Raw genomic sequence first — 15,508 nt, forward strand, 5'->3', positions numbered from 1 at the left:
AAAGGCTAACCCCGGTCGGGGCGCGGTCCTGTGATTGCGGAACCGATCCGCAGGTGTGTCGCACCCGCGTCGATCGCCTCCTCGAAGTCGCCGGTCATTCCGGCGGAAATCCATGTCGCCGCGGGGTCGAGGGCGCGGATGCGCTCGGCCACGCCAGCGAGTCGGGCGAAGGCGGCGGCGGGCTGCTCGTCGAGGGGCGCCACCGCCATCACACCGCGCAGGCGCAGCGTCGGCAGGCTCAGCACGTGCTCGGCGAGGGCCTGCGCGTCGGCCACGGTGCTGCCGCCTCGCCCGGCATCCTCGGAGAGGTTGACCTGCACGAGCACGTCCAGCGGATCGCGACCCTGGTCGGTCTCGGCGGCGCGGTGCAGCGCGTCGGCGAGCTTCACGCGGTCGACGGAATGCACCACGTCCGCATCGCGGCGGATCGCGGCGGCCTTGTTCGTCTGCGCCTGCCCGATGAAGTGCCAGCGCAGAGGCTGACCCTGTTCCGGTTCCTGGGCATGTTCTGGCCCCTGAGCCTGTCGAAGGGCCGCGCGCTTGGCCGACATCTCCTGCTGGCGGTTCTCGCCGACGTCGCGCACCCCGAGTTCGTGCAGTTCGCGCACCAGGGAGGCGGGGTGGAATTTTGTCACCACGATCCGGGTGATCTCCCCCGGATCCCGGCCTGCCCGGCGCGCGGCGTCGGCGATGCGCTCGTCGATCGCCGACAGCCGCGCGCGGAGCGTCACTTCAGGAACTCGGGGATGTCGATGTCGTCGTCCGAGAACGCCGGCTCGATGCTGGATGCCACCGGCGCGGGCGCGACCACCGGCTTCGCCGGCTCCGGGCGCTGCGCGCTCTCGGTGCGCTCGTCCAGACGCACCTCCGGCAGCGGGTTGGCGGCGGGACGCTCGACCACCATCGGCTCCAGGCGCGGGGCAGGCTCGCCGCCGTCGAAGCCGGCCGCGATGACCGTGACGCGCACCTCGTCGCCGAGCGTGTCGTCGATGACGGTTCCGAAGATGATGTTCGCCTCGGGGTGCGCGGCCTCCTTGACGAGATCCGCGGCGTCGTGGATCTCGAAGATGCCGAGGTTCGATCCACCCTGGATCGACAGCAGCACGCCGTGGGCGCCCTCGATCGAGGCCTCCAGCAGCGGCGACTCCACGGCCAGTTCGGCGGCCTTGATGGCGCGGTCGGCGCCGCGCGCCGAGCCGATGCCCATGAGCGCGGAGCCGGCCCCCTGCATCACCGACTTCACGTCGGCGAAGTCGAGGTTGATCAGACCGGGCGTGGTGATGAGGTCGGTGATGCCCTGCACACCGGCCAGGAGCACCTGGTCGGCGGTGGCGAAGGCCTCGATCATCGAGATGCCGCGGTCGCTGATCTCGAGCAGACGGTCGTTTGGCACCACGATGAGGGTGTCGACCTCTTCCTTCAGCTTCGCCACACCCGCCTCGGCCTGGCTCTGGCGCCGGCGGCCCTCGAACGAGAACGGCTTGGTGACCACACCGATGGTAAGCGCGCCGATCGACTTGGCGATGCGCGCCACGACCGGCGCACCACCGGTGCCGGTGCCGCCGCCCTCGCCCGCGGTGACGAAGACCATGTCGGCGCCGGTGAGGGCCTGTTCGATCTCCTCCGCGTGGTCCTCGGCAGCGCGACGGCCGACTTCGGGGTCCGCGCCGGCGCCGAGCCCGCGGGTGAGCTCGCGTCCGACGTCGAGCTTGACGTCGGCGTCGCTCATCAGCAGCGCCTGGGCGTCCGTGTTGACAGCGATGAACTCGACTCCGCGGAGTCCGAGCTCGATCATGCGGTTCACGGCGTTGACGCCGCCACCGCCGACGCCGACGACCTTGATCACGGCGAGGTAGTTCTGGTTGTGGCTCATGGCCGGCCTCCGTTATTCGAGCCTGACGAGGGAGAAACCTTAAACCTCTAGAAGAGGGTTAAACTATTTCCCGGTATTGCGTTCTCGAGTTCGACGGTATGCGCAAGCCCCCCGTGTGCGCGCACCGACACGGCGTGTCGTCGCGATCGACTTCCACGCGTCGAGGAGAGACCCTCCGCGCGGGGTCAGCCGACAACCGGGACAGTCGGCGACGAGACGTCGAAGGTCTGCGCATCCGGGGCGGCGGCGATGAGCCGCACGAGCACGGCGGCCTTGCGCACCGACTCCTTCTCGCTCCCCCACACGATCGACGTGCCGTCGTCGAGGCGGAGGGTGACGTCCTCACCGGAGGTGGCGTGCACCTGCGTGACACGGGCGCGCAGATCCGCCGGCAGCGAGCGCATCACCAGACCCGCGCTGTGGAACGCCGTCGAATCGATCCCTCCGCTGATGTCCAGCTCGGGGCGCCCCTCCGGCTTCTCCGGCGTGGTCGAGAGCACGACACCGGCGGCATCCACCACGGAGTACCCCGCGTCGGAGCGGACCGCGCCCACCGGCGTGCGCTCCACGATCCGCACGCGCAGCTCGTGCGGGGGCCGCGCCTCCAGCGCGTAGGACTCGATGATGGGGAACGCGGTCAGCGCCGACTTGACCGCGCTGGCATCCACCAGCGCGAGGGGTGCGCCCACCTGGTCGGCCAGCGCCTGCTGCACGATCGCGGGATCGACACTCGTCGCGCCGATCACCGTCACCTTCTCCACCGCGAACAGCGGGCTGTATGCCGCGATGACACTCGCCAGCACGACGGCGGCCACGCCGCCCACCGAGCCCCACAGCGTGATCCGGCGTCGACGCGACCGCTGGGTGAAGCGGCGGATCTCCGCGCGCAGGGCCTTGCGCCGCGCTCGGGCCGCGCGCCAGACCTCAGTGCTGCGGACCGCGTACGGGGCGGTGCCCTGCTCGCCGCCGGGTGAGGAGTGGGGTGCCGAGTCGGGTGCGGACTCGTGCAGGGAGCCGAGGCCGCCGTCCCGCCCGGACTCCGCCGTCCTGTTCACGGTCGCATCGCCGCGCTCCGGTGCGGGGAGCTCGTCGTGGTGCGCGGAAGCGGACGCGCGCCGGAAGAGCTCACCCCACCGGCCGGAGCGGCCCCCGCGGCCGTGCGCGTGCTCGACGCTCTCCGCGGCGGGCTCCTCCGGAGAGGCCGGAAGCGGTGCCGGGCGGCGCACGTCAGACCTCGTCGGCGCGGCGCAGCGCGTCCAGCACCTGCGGGATGAGCTGGTACACGTTCCCGCACCCGAGGGTCACGACGTAGTCGCCCTCGCGCGCGATCGACGCCGTGTAGTCCGCCGCCTGCTGCCAGTCCGGCACGTAGTGCACGCGCGCGGCATCCGCGAAGGCGCCGCTGACGAGCTCACCGGTGACGCCGGGAACCGGGTCCTCGCGCGCGCCGTAGACATCGAGCATGACGGTGTGATCGGCGTACTGCTCGAGCACCTCCGCGAATTCGCGGTACATGTGCTGCGTGCGCGAGTACGTGTGCGGCTGCTGGATCGCGATCACCCGCCCGCCGTCCGCGATGCCGCGCATCGCCTCGAGCGCCGCACGCACCTCCGTGGGGTGATGCGAGTAGTCGTCGTACACGTGCACCCCGTGCGCGATGCCGTGCAGCTCGAGCCTGCGCACGGTGCCTGCGAAGCCCTCGACGGCGCGCGCGGCGTCGGCGAGCGGGTAGCCGAGGGTGAGCAGCACCGCGACGATGCCGCCGGCGTTGATGGCATTGTGCGCCCCGGGCACGGCCAGCTCCAGCCGCGTGGACTGCTCCCCGTGCACCAGGGTGGCCGAGACCGTGGACCCGCTGACGATGTCGTCGATGCGCAGATCGGCATCCACCGCACGCCCGAACGTCACCACACGACGATGGCTGAGACCCGCACGCACGCGCTGTGCGCCGGGATCGTCGCTGGAGATCACGACGGCTTCGCGGGCGCGGTCGGCGAAACGCACGAATGCGTCGTAGAACGCGTCCTCCGAACCGAAGAAGTCGAGGTGGTCGGGATCGACATTGGTGATCAGCGCGACCGCGGTGTCGTACAGCAGGAACGTCCCGTCGGACTCGTCGGCCTCGATGACGAACAGCTCGTCCGAGCCGGTGCCGCTGGAGATCCCCAGCTGCTCGATCACACCGCCGTTGACGAAGCTGGGGTCGGCGCCCAGCGCCCGCAGCGCGGTCACCAGCATCCCCGTCGAACTCGTCTTGCCGTGCGCGCCCGCGACGGACACCAGCCGGCGGCCGCCGATCAGCCAGAACAGCGCCTGCGAGCGGTGGATGACGTGCAGACCCCGCTGCTTCGCGGTGACGAATTCGGGGTTCTCCGGCCAGATCGCTCCGGTGTGCACCACTGTGTCGGCATCGCCGAGGTGCGCCGCGTCGTGTCCGACGTGCACCGTGGCTCCCGCCGCGGCCAGCGCGCGCAGGTTGTCGCTGTCGGCGCGGTCGGAGCCGGAGACGCGGATGCCGGCGTCGAGGAACATCCGGGCGAGTCCGCTCATGCCGGAACCGCCGATGCCGATGAAGTGCGCCGAGGTGATCGTCTCTGGGATGGGGAGGGAGAGGTCGGGTCTGATCATGTCGCTCCCAGTCTAGTTTTCGCCCAGTGCGCGATCGATGAGCGCGATGAAGTCGTCGGTGCCGGTGCGCCGGCCGATCCGCTGCGCGGCAGCGGCCATGGTGTCCAGGCGCGCGCGATCCCCGAGCAGCGGGATGACCTGCTCGCGCACGGCCGTCGCATCGAAGCTCGCGTCGTCGAGCAGCTGCGCAGCGCCTGCGGCGACCGCGGAGGCGGCGTTCAGGCGCTGTTCGCCGTTGCCGACCGCGTAGGGCACGTACAGGGCGGGGATGCCGAGGGCGCTGACCTCGCTCACGGTGGCCGAGCCCGACCGCGAGACGATGAGGTCGGCCAGCGCGAACGCGAGGTCCATCCGGTCGATGTAGCGTCGCATCGCGTAGCCGGGCACCTGCGGGTCGACCTGCTCGCTGCGCTCTCCGGTGGCGTGCAGCAGCTGCCAGCCGGCGGCCAGCACGTCCGCCCACGCGTCGCGGAAGGCCTCGTTCAGCCGCAGGGCTCCCAGCGAGCCGCCGAACACGAGCAGCACGGGGCGCGCGGGGTCGAGACCGAAGTACGCGGCGGCCTCGTCGCGCAGCGCGGCGCGGTCCAGGTGCACGACCTCGTCGCGCAGCGGCATGCCGACCACCTCGCCGCGGGCGAGCGGGGTGCCCTCGAAGGCTACGCCCACCGCGGCGGCGCGTCGCGCGCCGAGGACGTTGGCCAGCCCCGGGCGCGCGTTCGCCTCGTGCACCACGAACGGGATGCGCTCACGCCGGGCGGCGACGTATGCCGGCGCCGCCGCGTACCCGCCGAAGCCGGCCACGACGTCGACACCGTGCCGGCGGATGTGCGCGCGGGTCTGGGCGACAGCGCGGGAGAAGCGGGCGGGGAAGGCGACCGCGGCGCCGTTGGGGCGACGCGGGAAGGGCACCTTGTCGACGACGAGCAGCTCGTAGCCGCGCTCGGGCACCAGGCGCGACTCGAGCCCCTCGCGAGTGCCCAGCACGAGCACCGTGGCGCCGTCTCGCTCGCGCAGGCGGTCGGCGACCGCGAGCAGGGGGTTCACGTGGCCGGCGGTGCCCCCGCCGGCGAGAAGGTAGGTCGTCACTTCGACTCGCTCCGCTCGCTCAGCACGGCGCCCTTCGACTCGCTCCGCTCGACGGGAGGCAGCGTGCGCGCGAATGCGAGCAGCACGCCGCAGGCGGCGAGCACCGAGATCAGCGCCGTCCCACCCTGTGACATGAACGGCAGCGGCACTCCCATCACCGGGAGGATCCGCAGCACGACACCGATGTTGAAGAGCGCCTGACCGAGGATCCACACTCCGATGCCGCCGGCTGCGACGCGCACGAAGAGGTCGGGGCTGCGGCGCACGATGCGGAACACCCCGAAGGCGAAGACCGCGAACAGCGCCAGCACCAGCAGGCAGCCGATCAGGCCGAGCTCCTCGCCGACGATCGCGAAGATGTAGTCGTTCTCGGCGGCCGGCAGCCATCCGTACTTCTCCTGGGAGTTGCCCAGCCCGACGCCGAACACTCCGCCGTTGGCCATCCCCCAGATGCCGTGCACGGCCTGATAGCACAGGCCGGTCTTGTCGCACTCGTCGGGGTTGAGGGCGGAGAGGATGCGCTTGAGGCGGTTGTCGCTGGAGAGGGCGTAGAAGAGCACCGCGACCACCCCGCCGATCAGCGGCAGGATGAACAGGCGCAGCTTGACTCCGGAGAAGAACAGGCATCCGAGCACGATGAGCACCATCACCATGGCCGTGCCCAGGTCGTCACCGCCGATGACCGTGCCGATCACGAGCGCCGACACCGGCACCACCGGGATGAACACGTGATGCCAGACGGTCAGGCGGGCGCGCTTGCGCAGCAGCACGTACGCGATCCAGAGTGTGAGGGCGAGCTTGATGAACTCCGAGGGCTGCAGCTGGAAGCCGGCGATGTTGACCCAGTTCGTGTTGCCGTAGGAGGTCACCCGCAGCGCCGGCACGAAGATCAGCAGCTGCAGGCAGGTCGCGCCGATCAGGGCGGGCCAGGCGATCCGGCCCAGGAACGCGACCGGAAGGCGGCTGATGAGCAGCATGAGCGGGATGCCGACGAGAGCGAACAGCCCCTGCTTCAGCGCCCCTTCCCACGGGTCGGGCCGCGCGCTCGTCGCCGAGAGCACCATCACCCAGCCGAAGACGGTGAGCATGACCGCGGTGGACGCGATGAGCACGAAGTCCGTGCTCGGCGGTGTGAAGCGCCGCCCGAGCGAGACGCGCGCCGTGAGACCGCGGTCGTCGCGGCGCGGAGGGTGAGCCGTTTGCGTCATCCGACTCCTCCTTCGCCTATCCGACCTGTTCGATCCACGCACGCACCGCCTGTGCGAAGCGCCGGCCCCGTTCCGCGTAGCCGGAGAACTGGTCGAAGGATGCCGCGGCGGGGGCCAGCAGCACCGTTCCCTCGCCGTCGATGATCCCCGTCGCCAGTTCCACGACGCGGTCCATTACCTCCCCAGTCTCGCCGGGGACGACCTCGAAGACCGGCACCTCGGGTGCGTGTCGTTCGAATGCCGAGAGCACTGGCGCCCGGTCGACGCCGATGACGATCGCCGCGCGTGCGGTGCGCCCCGCGCCGTGCACGAGATCGCCGAGGTCGACGCCCTTCAGATCGCCGCCGACCACCCAGACCGCGCCGGGGTGGGCGCGCAGCGACGATGCCGCCGCGTGCGGGTTGGTCGCCTTCGAGTCGTCCACCCAGCGGATGCCGCGGTGCTCGGCGATCAGCTGGATGCGATGCGCGTCGAGCGCGAAGGTGGCGAGTGCGTCGTGGATGGCGGCCGGTGGCACGTCCATCGAACGGGCGAGCGCGGCGGCGGCGAGGATGTTCTGCACGATGTGCGGCGCCGCGAGCCCGACTGCGTCCAGCTCGGCGACCGTGGTCAGCTCCAGAGCGCTGTGCCGGCGGTCGTCGAGGAAGGCGCGGTCGACGAGGATGCCGTCGACGACGCCGAGGTCGCTGGGGCCCGGGGTGCCGAGGTCGAAGCCGATGGCGCGCGCGCCCTCGACGACATCCGCCTCCTCGACCATGCGACGGGTGGCCAGGTCAGCCTTGTTGTACACGCAGGCCACGCGGGCGTTGCGGTACACGACGGCCTTCGCGGCGCGATAGGCGTCCGCGCCGCCGTGCCAGACCAGGTGGTCGTCGGCGAGGTTGAGGCAGACCGCGGCGTGCGGCGACAGACGTCCGGGTGCGTCGGCGCCGCCGATGTACCACAGCTGATGACTGGACAGCTCGACGACCAGCACGTCGAATCCACCCGGGTCGCGCACCGCGTCCAGCACCGGCACGCCGATGTTGCCGCACGGAGCCGCGCGCAGTCCGCCGGCCTGCAGCAGCGTCGCCGTCAGCTGTGTGGTGGTGGTCTTGCCGTTGGTGCCGGTGATGAGCACCCAGTCGGCAGGCCGTCCGTCCGCGCGCACCACCTTGTCGCGCACGCGCCAGGCCAGTTCGACGTCACCCCACAGCGCAATCCCGGCATCCTGCGTCCAGCGGATCACCGGATGCGCGGGCGGGAAGCCGGGCGAGGCGATGACCACCTCGGGCGCGAAGGCGACGAGCGCCTGCGGCACCTCCTCGAGCGCGCCGATCTCCAGGCGTGCGCCGATGACGGGGAGCAGTCGCGCGTACTCCTCGGCGGCGCTCTCGGACAGCACGAGCACCTCGGCGCCGAGCTCAGTGAGCGTGTCGGCGACCGAGAAGCCGGTGACCGACAGTCCGAGCACCGCGACGCGCAGCCCCGACCAGTCGGCGCGCCAGCTGGTGAGGGTGTCCAGTCGGCTGCTCACGCCTGCACCAGCCAGTCGACGTAGAACAGTCCGACCGCCGACACCGCCATCAGGCCCGCGATGATCCACAGCCGCACGACGATGGTCACCTCGGCCCAGCCGCGCATCTCCAGATGGTGGTGGAACGGGCTCATCAGGAACAGTCGCTTTCCGCGAGTGGCCTTGAAGTACAGCCGCTGCAGGATCACCGATCCCGACGAGAGCACGAAGATTCCCGCGATCACGAGCAGCAGCAGCTCGGTGCGGGTGAGGATGGCCATGGCCGTCACGACTCCGCCGATCGCCATGGAACCGACGTCGCCCATGAACACCTTCGCCTTGGGAGCGTTCCACCACAGGAAGCCGACCAGGCCGCCGGCGAACGCGGCGGACACGGTGGCGAGGTTCAGCGGCTCGCGCACCTCGTAGCAGCCGGCCTCCACGATCGCGGAGGCGACGCAGGACTGCTTGAACTGCCAGAAGGCGATGAGGCTGTAGGCCCCGACGACCACGACACCGGCACCGGCGGCGAGACCGTCCAGACCGTCGGTGAGATTGACGCTGTTCGAGGTGGCGACGCCGATGATCGAGATCCAGATCAGATAGAGCGCCCATCCCAGCACCGCCCCGAAGGCGAAGAGGTTGAGCCAGGAGATGTCGCGGAAGAGCGAGACGAAGCCGCTTGCCGGGTACTGCCCGAGCCGGTTCGGGAAGTTCAGCGCCACGATTCCGAACGGCACCATGACGATCAGCTGACCGACGATCTTGCGCCAGCCCGAGAGACCGAGGCTGCGCTGACTGCGCACCTTCATGTAGTCGTCGACGAAGCCGACCGCGCCGAAGCCGATCATCAGCCACAGCACGAGGATCGCGGACAGGGCGGGGGTGGTGCCGCCGAAGAGGCTGCCGGCGAAGTAGCCCACGACGGTCCCCAGGATGAAGATCACCCCGCCCATGGTGGGCGTGCCGCGCTTGGCCTCGTGACTCGGGTTGGCGATGTCCTCGGGGGTGCGGATCACCTGCCCCCAGCCGATCCGGCGGAACACCTTCAGGAAGACGGGGGTCAGGAAGAGCGAGAAGGCGAGCGAAATCGCCGTCGCCATTAGCAAGGACCTCACGAGAACGATTCTCCCAGACGATCGCCGAGGTGCCGCAGCCCCGCCGCGTTGGACGACTTGACCAGCACGCGGTCGCCGTCGCGCAGCTCGCCCTGCAGGTACTCGAACGCGGCGTCCTGATCGGGCAGGTGCACCGCCTCACCGTCCCAGGAGCCCTCGCCGACCGCGGCGAGGTAGAGCCGGCGCGCCTCGGCGCCGACGACGACGATGCGCTGGATGTTCAGTCGCACGGCGAGCAGGCCGATGCGGTCGTGCTCCTCGCCGGCGGTCTCGCCGAGCTCGCTCATGGCACCGAGGACGGCGACGGTGCGCTCGGCCGGCCCGGTGATCTGCGCGAGGGTGCGCAGCGCGGCCGCCATCGAGTCGGGGCTGGCGTTATAGGCGTCGTTGATGATGCGCACCCGCTCCCCGCCCATCGGCTGCATGCGCCAGCGTTCAGCGATCTCCACGGTCTCGAGGCGGCGCACGGCATCGGCCGTCGCCACGCCGAGCACGCCGGCGGCGGCGATGGCGGCGAGGGCGTTGTGCACGTGGTGTGCGCCGAGCACCTGCAGGCGCATCGTGATCCGCTCGCCGGCGGCGTGGATGACGGCGGCGGTGCCCGAGGCGGACACCTCGACGTCCTCGGCGCGGACGTCGGCATCCGGATGCCGGCCGAACCCGACCACCGACATGCCCCGCTCCTCGGCGATGCGGCGCATCGCCCAGACCCGCGGGTCGTCGACGTTCAGCACGGCGGTCCCGTCGGCGCGCGCTGCGGAGACCAGCTCGGATTTCGCCAGCGCGGTCTGCTCGATGCCGCCGAATCCCCCGGCGTGCGCGAGCCCGACCATCAGCACGACCGAGACGTCCGGCTCGACCAGGCCGGCGAGGCGGGCGATGCTGCCGCGACCGGCGGCGCCGAACTCGCTGACCAGGTAGCGCGTGTCCGGCGTCACCCGCAGCATCGTCAGCGGGGCGCCGACCTCGTTGTTGTACGAGCGCACAGGTGCGACCGTCTCCCCCTCGTCGGAGAGGATGCGCGCGAGGAAGTTCTTGGTCGTCGTCTTGCCGTTCGAGCCGGTGATGCCCACGATCCGCAGCCGGCCGTCGGCCCGCACGCGGGCGACCACCTCGCGCGCGAGGTCGGCCAGCGCGGCGACGGCGTCCGCGACGACGATCTGGGTGATCGGCGCCTCGACCTGGTGCTCCACGATCGCGAGCACGGCGCCCGCGGCGGCGGCGGCGGGCACGAACCGGTGCCCGTCGGTGGTCTCACCGGGCTTCGCGACGAAGATCGCGCCCGGGACCATCTCCCGGGAGTCGGTGTCGACGACCCCGTCGACGACGGTGTCGGCCGTGTCCGGGGCGTGCAGGCGCAGCTCGCCGCGGAGGATCTCGGCGATCTCGCCGAGCGGAAGGGCGATCATGTGGCATCTCCTTGCGCGGCGGAATGCCGGCTAGTCGAATTTGGGAAGCAGCTCGTCCATGGGCTGCGAAGAGGGAGCGACGCGGTAGGTCTTGAGCACCTGGGTGAGCGCCTTCTGCAGCGCCGACGCGGTGGCCGCGGATGATGTGATTCTAGTCGGCTCGTCGAGGGTGACCATCACGACGTACTGCGGATCCTCGATCGGAGCCACCCCGATGATGCTCGTCTCGTACACCCCGGCCTTGTACCCGCCGTGACCGTCGGGCGTCTGGGCCGTGCCCGTCTTGGTGCCGATCCGGTAGCCGGGAACGGCGATCGCGTCGGCCAGCCCGCCCTGCACGGCGACGTTCTCGAGCATGCGGCGCACCTGCGATGCGGTCTCGGCCGACACGACGCGCTCGCGCTCGGTGCGCGTCTTGTGCACTGTGCCGTCGCTGTCGGTGCAGGACTCGACCAGGCTCAGGCCGATCCGCTCGCCGTCATTCGCGAGGGTCTGGTAGGCGCGCACCACCTGCGCGGGCGTCACAGTGAACGCCTGCCCGAAGGTGGTCGTGTACAGCGTCTGGTTGTCCCAGTCCTGCGGCTGCGCGACTCCGCCGGGCTCCTCCCCGGGCCAACCGACATCGGTCTTCTCGCCCACCCCGAACTTCTTCAGGTACTCGTAGCGGGTCTCTGGCGAGACCATCGTGCCGAACTTCGACAGCGCGACGTTGGAGGAGTCGATGAGCGCGCCGGCGAGGGTGTAGTCGTAGCGGGGGTGCGAGAACGCATCGCCGACGTTCGCGCCGTTGGGGAAGCGCTCCCGGGTCTCCGCCGAGACCACGGTGTCGGGCGTCGCGGCCTTCTCCTCGAGCAGGGTCGCGGCGGTGATCGGCTTGAAGGTGGATCCCGGCTCGTAGGTGTGAGTGAAGATCTGCGACTTCCACAGATCGACGGGCACGCCGTCGACGTTGTTCGGGTCGAGTGCGGGCCACTCCGCCATCGCACGGATCTTCCCGGTCTTCACCTCGACCACGGTCACCGTCCCGCTCTTCGCGCCCTGGTGCTGCGCCTCCTCCGAGATCATCTGCTGCAGGTACCAGTTCAAGTCGCTGTCGAGGGTGAGCTGCACCGTGCCGCCGTCCACAGCGGGGGTGATCTGCTCGCTGCCGGGGATCTTGACCCCGCCGAGGCCGCGGAGGTAGGTGATCTCGCCGTTCTGCGGCGACAGGCACTTGTCCTCGATGCGCTCCACGCCATAGCGCGCCTTGCCGGATCCGTCGAGGAATCCCAGGGCGCTGCCGGCCACGGCGCCGTTCGGGTAGACGCGCACCGCTCGCGGCACGGTGGCGATGTAGGCAAGGCCCTCGTCGACCTTGAGGTCGCGCAGCGCGAGGTACTGCTCGGTGGAGAGACCGTTGACGAGCTTGGCGTAGCGCGACTCCCGGTTGGCGGCGAGCGCGGTGGCGACCGACTCGCGCACCTCGTCGCCGGTGACGCCGACGATGCGGGCGATGCGCGTGCTCGCCTCCGCCCAGTCCATCTTCGGCTTCTTCTTCGGATCGGGCTCGTCCTCGAAGTCCTGGATCAGCTTGGGGTCGAGTTGCGAGTCGTACACCATGACGCTCGACGCCAGCACGGTCCCGCGCGCGTCGGTGATGTCGCCGCGCGCGCCCGCGAGCACCTGGGTGGTTCCCAGGTTGCCGGCGTTCACGCCCTCCGCGACGTGGTCGTCGGCGTGCACGACCTGGATGTCGATGAGGCGGAGGACGAAGGCGCACAGCACGGCGAGGATCACGGCGAGCGCCGCGACGGTGCGCCGGCGCTGGGCACGGGTGGCTCGGGTGGTCATGCGCGTCTCCGTCCGGTCGGCTATCGGGTGGTGGGCGAGGGCAGTCCGTCGGAGACGGTCGGCGGCAGATCGGGCGCGACCTCGGGCGTCGCCGGGACGACGCCATCCGTCATGCCCGCATCGCTGGGCGTGTCGGCCTCATCCGCGGGCGGTGCCGGCGGCGGGACGAGAAGAGCGTTGGCGACCTTCGTGCCGCTGTTCGGGTTCACGGTCGAGTCCCAGCTGGCCCCGTCCCCGGCACCGAGCACCTTTCCGTCGCTGAGGCGCAGGTACGAGGCCGATCCGGCGACCACGAGTCCCAGGGCATCCGCCTTGGCCGCCAGGGCCTGCGGCGAGCTGATGCCGACGATGTTCTCGTGCACGGCCTGCTTCTGCAGGTCGAGCTCGTGCTGCTGACTGCTCAGCTGCGCGAGCACGAAGGCATCCTGAGTTGTCGCCAGCGACACCGCCATCTGGGCCGCGCCGATCGCCAGGGCGCCGCCCAGGGCGAGAGCGGCGTAGGCGAGCTTGGGGCGGCGGCGCGGGGCGGGCGCGGTCACCGGCGCGAGCCGGCGCGGTGCGCTCGGCGACGGCTGCGGCTCGGGCCGCGGCTGGATGCGTGCGGTCTGGAGGCTCATGCCGACTCCCTCAGCTTCTGCGCGGCGCGCAGCCGCACGGGTATCGCGCGCGGGTTGCGCGCCTTCTCGTCGTCCCCGGCCAGCTCGGCGCCCTTGGTGAGCACGCGGAACCGCGGTGCGTGCTCGGGAAGCTCCACGGGCAGGCCCGCCGGAGCCGTCGAGGAGGATGCCGCCGCGAACGCCTGCTTGACGAGGCGATCCTCGAGCGACTGGTACGCCATGACGGCGATGCGTCCGCCGACCTCGAGCGCGTCCATCGCCGCCGGGATGGCGTCGGCGAGCACGCTGAGCTCGGAGTTCACCTCGATGCGCAGCGCCTGGAACACGCGCTTGGCCGGGTGGCCGGCGCGCTGCGCGGCAGCGGGGGTGGCGGCCACGAGCAGGTCGACGAGCTCGCCGGAGCGGGTGAGCGGATGCTGGGCGCGCGCCTCGACGATGAAGCGGGCGTACCGGCCGGCCAGCTTCTCCTCGCCGAAGCGCTCGAAGATGCGCCGCAGCTGCCCCTCGCTGTACTCCGCGAGGATGCTCGCCGCGGTGCGGCCGCGGGTCTGGTCCATCCGCATGTCCAGCGGTGCGTCCTTGGAGTACGCGAATCCGCGCTCGGCCTCGTCCAGCTGAAGTGAGGAGACGCCGAGATCGAACAGGATGGCCGAGGCGCCCTGCGCGTGCAGCCCGATCTCGTCGTACACGGTGTGCACGAGCGTGACGCGGTCGCCGAATCGGGCGAGGCGCTCCCCGGCGATGCGCAGCGCGTCGGTGTCGCGGTCGAGCCCGATCAGGCGGATGTGCGCGAAGCGCTCGAGGAACGCCTCGGAGTGCCCGCCCATGCCGAGGGTGGCGTCGACGAGCACCGCGCCGTCGCGCGCGAGCGCCGGGGCGAGCAGCTCGACGCAGCGCTCGAGGAGCACCGGGGTGTGGATGTCGCGAATGCTCATGGTCTTCCTCCCGTGACCTCCGGCTCTGATTCCTCTCCGCTCGACCCGGCACCGGGGAAGTGTGTCGGGGCGGAGCGGCGAGGCATCACAGCCGTGGTCAGAACAAGCCGGGAATCACCTCCTGTTCCAGATCTGCGTAGGACTCTTCGTTGCTCTCCAGGTAGCTGTTCCAGGCCGTGGCATCCCAGATCTCCGCGTGGGCGCCGACGCCGGTGACGACCAGCTCCTTCTCCAGGCCCGCGTACTGGCGCAGGTGGGCCGGAAGGGTGATGCGGTTCTGGCTGTCGGGCATCTCCGCGCTCGCCCCGGAGAGGAACATGCGCAGAAAATCACGGGCCTGCTTGTTGCTCAGCGGCGCCTGACGGATCCGCTCGTGCATGGCCTCGAACTCGGCGGTGCTGAACACGTAGAGGCAGCGCTCCTGACCACGGGTGACGACGATGCCGCCGGCGAGATCCTCGCGGAACTTCGCGGGGAGGATCACCCTGCCCTTGTCGTCCAGCTTCGGCGTGTGCGTACCCAAGAGCACCGGTCATCACCCCCTCTGCGTCCGGCCAAACCGAGGTGCGCACCACTTTACTCCACTTCCCTCCACATTCCTACGGTCATGAGCGTTCGTATCGCTGCACTCTCCGCGCTGACGGACGAGGAACCGCGTGATTGCGGGGAGAACATCCGGTGGAGGACGGTGGAGGAGAAGTGGAGGATCGGCGGCGGTTCGGCGCTGCCCAGCGCCGGCGGCCGGGTGCCGCGCCGACTTCCGAGCATGAAGAAAGCCCGGATGCTCGGCATCCGGGCTTCTCAGCGGATCAGTTCTCGCCTGCCTGCAGGCGCGGGGTCAGTGCGGGTCGAGGCGCTGTCAGCGCTCTTCCTGGCGACGGTCCCACCGGTGGTTCATGCGGTCCATGAAGGAGGAGTCCGGCGACCTGGGGCCACGCGCCTTGTGGGGGGCGCTGGGGCCGGGGGTGCGCCGCACCGGGGTGAACGCGAGGATGGCGCCGCCCAGCATCGCGAGGAAGGCGATGACGCCGACGATGATGCTGCCGATCACACCGAGGGAGTCGCCGGCGGCGACAGCGGCGACGAGGCCGCCGATGCCGGCGAGCAGCAGCAGAGCGCCGTAGACGAGGTTGCGGTAGCTGAGCGCACGATCCCCTGACGGCGCCGTGACGACGTCCGCGTCGTGCTGGAGAAGATGGCGTTCCATCTCGTCGAGCATGCGCTGCTCTTGTTCGGAAAGAGGCATGTCCAACCCCCTCGGTTCGGTCTGTTCAGTCTACCCGCGTCCGGGGCGGTCGGCTAGCCGCGC

14 protein-coding genes are annotated in these 15,508 nt (G+C 70.7%); all 14 read right to left on the reverse strand.

The annotated features are described in order from the left end of the window. Positions 1 to 5 precede the first annotated feature (5 nt). On the reverse strand, positions 6 to 731 hold the full coding sequence (locus WFG93_RS10085; RefSeq protein WP_336646212.1) for a YggS family pyridoxal phosphate-dependent enzyme: 726 nt from the start codon (positions 729 to 731) through the stop codon (positions 6 to 8). Continuing rightward, positions 728 to 1,873 carry a cell division protein FtsZ gene (ftsZ, locus tag WFG93_RS10090; protein WP_336646213.1) on the reverse strand — a complete coding sequence of 382 codons (1,146 nt, stop codon included), beginning with the start codon at positions 1,871 to 1,873 and terminating at the stop codon, positions 728 to 730. The genes WFG93_RS10085 and ftsZ overlap by 4 nt, the downstream gene beginning before the upstream one ends. A gap of 185 nt (positions 1,874 to 2,058) precedes the next feature. After that, positions 2,059 to 3,099, reverse strand: coding sequence for an FtsQ-type POTRA domain-containing protein (locus tag WFG93_RS10095; RefSeq protein WP_336646214.1), 1,041 nt, complete (start codon positions 3,097 to 3,099; stop codon positions 2,059 to 2,061). A gap of 1 nt (position 3,100) precedes the next feature. Next, positions 3,101 to 4,501, reverse strand: coding sequence for a UDP-N-acetylmuramate--L-alanine ligase (gene murC, locus WFG93_RS10100; protein WP_336646215.1), 1,401 nt, complete (start codon positions 4,499 to 4,501; stop codon positions 3,101 to 3,103). A 12-nt stretch (positions 4,502 to 4,513) separates the two neighbouring features. Next, positions 4,514 to 5,587 (reverse strand): UDP-N-acetylglucosamine--N-acetylmuramyl-(pentapeptide) pyrophosphoryl-undecaprenol N-acetylglucosamine transferase, encoded by a 1,074-nt coding sequence (locus WFG93_RS10105; RefSeq protein ID WP_336646216.1) that lies wholly within the window; start codon positions 5,585 to 5,587, stop codon positions 4,514 to 4,516. Further along, positions 5,584 to 6,795, reverse strand: a complete 1,212-nt coding sequence (locus tag WFG93_RS10110; RefSeq protein WP_336646217.1) for a peptidoglycan glycosyltransferase FtsW — start codon at positions 6,793 to 6,795, stop codon at positions 5,584 to 5,586. Before WFG93_RS10110 ends, WFG93_RS10105 begins: the two co-directional genes overlap by 4 nt. Before the next feature lie 16 nt (positions 6,796 to 6,811). Beyond that, on the reverse strand, positions 6,812 to 8,311 hold the full coding sequence (gene murD / locus WFG93_RS10115) for a UDP-N-acetylmuramoyl-L-alanine--D-glutamate ligase (RefSeq protein ID WP_336646218.1): 1,500 nt from the start codon (positions 8,309 to 8,311) through the stop codon (positions 6,812 to 6,814). Next, positions 8,308 to 9,408: a phospho-N-acetylmuramoyl-pentapeptide-transferase gene (gene mraY, locus WFG93_RS10120; protein WP_336646219.1), complete on the reverse strand. Its 1,101-nt coding sequence runs from the start codon at positions 9,406 to 9,408 to the stop codon at positions 8,308 to 8,310. The genes murD and mraY overlap by 4 nt, the downstream gene beginning before the upstream one ends. After that, positions 9,405 to 10,817, reverse strand: a complete 1,413-nt coding sequence (locus WFG93_RS10125; RefSeq protein ID WP_336646220.1) for a UDP-N-acetylmuramoyl-tripeptide--D-alanyl-D-alanine ligase — start codon at positions 10,815 to 10,817, stop codon at positions 9,405 to 9,407. Before WFG93_RS10125 ends, mraY begins: the two co-directional genes overlap by 4 nt. A 30-nt stretch (positions 10,818 to 10,847) precedes the next feature. After that, positions 10,848 to 12,647: a peptidoglycan D,D-transpeptidase FtsI family protein gene (locus tag WFG93_RS10130; RefSeq protein ID WP_336646221.1), complete on the reverse strand. Its 1,800-nt coding sequence runs from the start codon at positions 12,645 to 12,647 to the stop codon at positions 10,848 to 10,850. Positions 12,648 to 12,667: 20 nt separating this feature from the next. After that, positions 12,668 to 13,264 (reverse strand): hypothetical protein, encoded by a 597-nt coding sequence (locus WFG93_RS10135; protein WP_336646222.1) that lies wholly within the window; start codon positions 13,262 to 13,264, stop codon positions 12,668 to 12,670. Then, positions 13,261 to 14,199 (reverse strand): 16S rRNA (cytosine(1402)-N(4))-methyltransferase RsmH, encoded by a 939-nt coding sequence (gene rsmH, locus WFG93_RS10140; RefSeq protein WP_336646223.1) that lies wholly within the window; start codon positions 14,197 to 14,199, stop codon positions 13,261 to 13,263. The genes WFG93_RS10135 and rsmH overlap by 4 nt, the downstream gene beginning before the upstream one ends. A 97-nt stretch (positions 14,200 to 14,296) precedes the next feature. Then, the gene (mraZ, locus tag WFG93_RS10145; protein WP_336646224.1) at positions 14,297 to 14,728 is read right to left on the reverse strand and encodes a division/cell wall cluster transcriptional repressor MraZ; all 432 of its coding nucleotides are present in this window, start codon (positions 14,726 to 14,728) and stop codon (positions 14,297 to 14,299) included. 330 nt (positions 14,729 to 15,058) lie between these two features. After that, on the reverse strand, positions 15,059 to 15,445 hold the full coding sequence (locus WFG93_RS10150) for a DUF3040 domain-containing protein (RefSeq protein WP_336646225.1): 387 nt from the start codon (positions 15,443 to 15,445) through the stop codon (positions 15,059 to 15,061). Positions 15,446 to 15,508: the final 63 nt, after the last annotated feature.

The sequence above is a fragment of the Microbacterium sp. USHLN186 genome (assembly GCF_037145155.1).
In the GTDB taxonomy this organism is placed as follows: domain Bacteria; phylum Actinomycetota; class Actinomycetes; order Actinomycetales; family Microbacteriaceae; genus Microbacterium.

Excerpts from the sequence above, each read along its gene's own strand:
- murC (WP_336646215.1), bottom strand. The coding sequence starts at position 4,501 with ATGATCAGACCCGACCTCTCCCTCCCCATCCCAGAGACGATCACCTCG.
- WFG93_RS10110 (WP_336646217.1), bottom strand. The coding sequence starts at position 6,795 with ATGACGCAAACGGCTCACCCTCCGCGCCGCGACGACCGCGGTCTCACG.
- WFG93_RS10130 (WP_336646221.1), bottom strand. The coding sequence starts at position 12,647 with ATGACCACCCGAGCCACCCGTGCCCAGCGCCGGCGCACCGTCGCGGCG.
- rsmH (WP_336646223.1), bottom strand. The coding sequence starts at position 14,199 with ATGAGCATTCGCGACATCCACACCCCGGTGCTCCTCGAGCGCTGCGTC.
- WFG93_RS10125 (WP_336646220.1), bottom strand. The coding sequence starts at position 10,817 with ATGATCGCCCTTCCGCTCGGCGAGATCGCCGAGATCCTCCGCGGCGAG.
- ftsZ (WP_336646213.1), bottom strand. The coding sequence starts at position 1,873 with ATGAGCCACAACCAGAACTACCTCGCCGTGATCAAGGTCGTCGGCGTC.
- WFG93_RS10135 (WP_336646222.1), bottom strand. The coding sequence starts at position 13,264 with ATGAGCCTCCAGACCGCACGCATCCAGCCGCGGCCCGAGCCGCAGCCG.
- WFG93_RS10150 (WP_336646225.1), bottom strand. The coding sequence starts at position 15,445 with ATGCCTCTTTCCGAACAAGAGCAGCGCATGCTCGACGAGATGGAACGC.